Below are 2,659 nucleotides of genomic sequence, written 5' to 3' on the forward strand. Positions count from 1 at the left end.
GCAGGCGGCGGCGATAGATGCCGACGGCCAGAATCGCGCCAAGCCCCAGCACCACCGCGGCGATCGTGCCGAGCAGGCCTTCTGACAAACCCAATGCAGTGGAGGCGGCGGGCAGGTCACTCAGGGTCGCGAGGGCGGCCAGCGGAGGCAGGGCACAACCCAGCGACAGGCTGGCGAACAGCGTCATGTGCGCGACTTCCGATGCCCCCAGACCATGTCGTGCATATAAACGGTAGCGCACCGAGCCGCCGGACAGCAGCGACAGGCCGATGGCGTTGCCAATCGCAAACGCGGTGAAGCCGCCCAGTGCCAGGGTGCGCGGCGGCAAGGCCACGCCGGCATAGCGGCTGGCCGACCATTCATAGCCGAGCAATATGATGAAGCCGACCACCGTCGCACTCACGGCTCCCAGCAGGGCCGGTTTCGGCACGGCCAGGATCGAGTCATGCAGGGCGTAGAGATCGAGTTCGCTCAGCAGATGGCGGCAGGCAATCAGCGCAATGGCAAACAGCAGCAACGTGACCGCCAGACCGATCGGCTGGCGATATTTGCTCAACCGATCCAGCAAGCGCAGGCGCTCGGGTTTGATCGGATGTTCTGCTGTGACGGTGTCTTGTGAATCAGACGAGTTGGCGCGCATCAATCACCTCTTGGATTGTGCGCGACAGGATGGAGGTATCCAGCCAAGTTACCAATCCCTGTAGAAAAAAATAATCACAAAATACTACGCCTCTCATCCGGGATCGGCGAGGGCGGGTCATGGATTGCAGACGTCTTGCCTGCGACTCAAGCATAGTCGCAACCGGGCGGGTCTGATGATCCTGAGCGTTTCACTGCAGCGTGACAGATCATTGTTGCGAAAGGACTTTTTCCACAGATACAAAAAAGGCCACTCTTTCGAGCAGCCTTTTTTGATGTTTGGTTGCGGGAGCCGGATTTGAACCGACGACCTTCGGGTTATGAGCCCGACGAGCTACCAGACTGCTCCATCCCGCGTCTGTGTGGCGGCATTCTACAGGCGAACGGCGAGGTGTCAACCGCTAATCCCGTAAAGGGTCAAATAAGTGTGAATTTGCGTCAAACGGTCGCAGCGCAACGGTAAGTTTCGGAAATGCAACGAATTCCTGCTCGCTCGGCTGCGCGTTTGATTGAAAAACAGACGCGCACAAAAAAGGCCACTCTTTCGAGTAGCCTTTTTTGATGTTTGGTTGCGGGAGCCGGATTTGAACCGACGACCTTCGGGTTATGAGCCCGACGAGCTACCAGACTGCTCCATCCCGCGTCTGTGTGGCGGCATTCTACAGAGGATCGCCGAAGTGTCAACCTTGAATCTGGATAAATCTGTTCCTGTTCAATCGCTTAGCGCTTTTTGCAGGGCGGGAGAAGGGACGCAGGGCAGGTGGGGCAAGGCTTTCAGCTCTATCGTCCAATGATTTTCAATTGAGAAAATAAATTCATTGTCGATGTCCTACAGACTGAAAAGAACATTCGGACTACTGGTGCTATATACAGGTGTCAGTGAGATACTGCGTTTCCGGCTCACCATGTTGCTTTTTCTGTCATGACCCAGCGAAAAATCATCCACGTCGACTGTGACTGTTTCTACGCCGCCATCGAGATGCGCGACGACCCGAACCTGGCCGGCAAGCCGCTGGCGGTGGGCGGGTCGGCGGATCGGCGTGGAGTGATTGCAACCTGCAACTATGAAGCGCGGGCCTATGGTGTGCGCTCGGCAATGTCATCCGGGCACGCCTTGAAGCTGTGCCCCGACCTGACCATCGTCAAGCCACGCATGGACGCCTATCGCGAAGCCTCGAAGGAAATTCATACGATCTTTCGCGATTACACCGACCTGATCGAACCGCTGTCGCTGGACGAAGCCTATCTTGACGTCTCCGACAGTGCGCATTTTGGCGGCAGCGCCACGCGTATTGCTCAGGATATCCGCCGGCGCGTTTCCAATCAGTTGCACATCACCGTGTCTGCGGGTGTGGCGCCGAACAAGTTTCTGGCCAAGATCGCCAGTGACTGGAAGAAGCCCAACGGGCTGTTCGTCATTACTCCGGATCAGGTGGAAGATTTCGTCAGCGGTTTGCCGGTGAGCAAGTTGCACGGCGTCGGCAAAGTCACCGCGGACAAGCTGGGCAAACTCGGCATCGCCGATTGCCTGCAATTGCGCGAGTGGGACAAGTTGGCGCTGGTGCGCGAATTCGGCAGTTTCGGTGAGCGACTCTGGAGTCTGGCCCGTGGGATTGATGACCGGCTGGTGCATAACGACAGTCGCCGTCAGTCAATCAGCGTGGAAAACACCTACGACGTCGATCTGCCGGATCTGCGAAGTTGCCTCGACAAGCTGCCGGAGCTGCTGGACACCCTGAAAACCCGCATGGAACGGATCGACAGCAGTTATCGGCCGGGCAAGCCGTTCGTCAAAGTGAAGTTTCACGATTTTACCCAGACCACACTGGAACAGGCCGGGGCAGGGCGCGATTTGGGCAGTTATCAGTTGATGCTGACGCAGGCATTCAACCGTGGCGGGAAACCGGTGCGGTTGTTGGGGGTGGGGGTCCGGCTGGAGGATTTGCGCGGTGGGTTTGAGCAGATGGAGTTGTTTGAGCGTTAAAAGTCAAAAAGATCGCAGCCTGCGGCAGCTCCTACA

General features: G+C 57.6%; 2 protein-coding genes and 2 tRNA genes. 1 reads left to right on the forward strand and 3 read right to left on the reverse strand.

From position 1 onward, the window contains the following. From HT737_RS23925 to HT737_RS23935, 3 genes are all read right to left on the reverse strand, one after another. The coding region (locus HT737_RS23925; protein ID WP_182404137.1) for a YbhN family protein at positions 1–640 on the reverse strand (640 nt) is incomplete at its 3' end. A 279-nt stretch (positions 641–919) separates the two neighbouring features. Then, a tRNA-Met gene (locus HT737_RS23930) sits at positions 920–996 on the reverse strand. A 209-nt stretch (positions 997–1,205) separates the two neighbouring features. After that, positions 1,206–1,282: transfer RNA gene (locus HT737_RS23935), tRNA-Met, on the reverse strand. A 279-nt stretch (positions 1,283–1,561) separates the two neighbouring features. On the opposite strand from HT737_RS23935, the gene dinB reads away from it, so the two are divergent. Further along, on the forward strand, positions 1,562–2,623 hold the full coding sequence (gene dinB, locus HT737_RS23940; RefSeq protein ID WP_047292012.1) for a DNA polymerase IV: 1,062 nt from the start codon (positions 1,562–1,564) through the stop codon (positions 2,621–2,623). The last annotated feature ends 36 nt before the right edge of the window (positions 2,624–2,659 follow it).

The sequence above is a fragment of the Pseudomonas sp. MD195_PC81_125 genome, from assembly GCF_014060985.1.
Classification (GTDB): Bacteria; Pseudomonadota; Gammaproteobacteria; order Pseudomonadales; family Pseudomonadaceae; genus Aquipseudomonas; species Aquipseudomonas parakoreensis.

What these genes read in the sequence shown, in the direction of transcription:
- dinB (WP_047292012.1), top strand. Translation starts at nt 1,562, where the DNA reads ATGACCCAGCGAAAAATCATCCACGTCGACTGTGACTGTTTCTACGCC.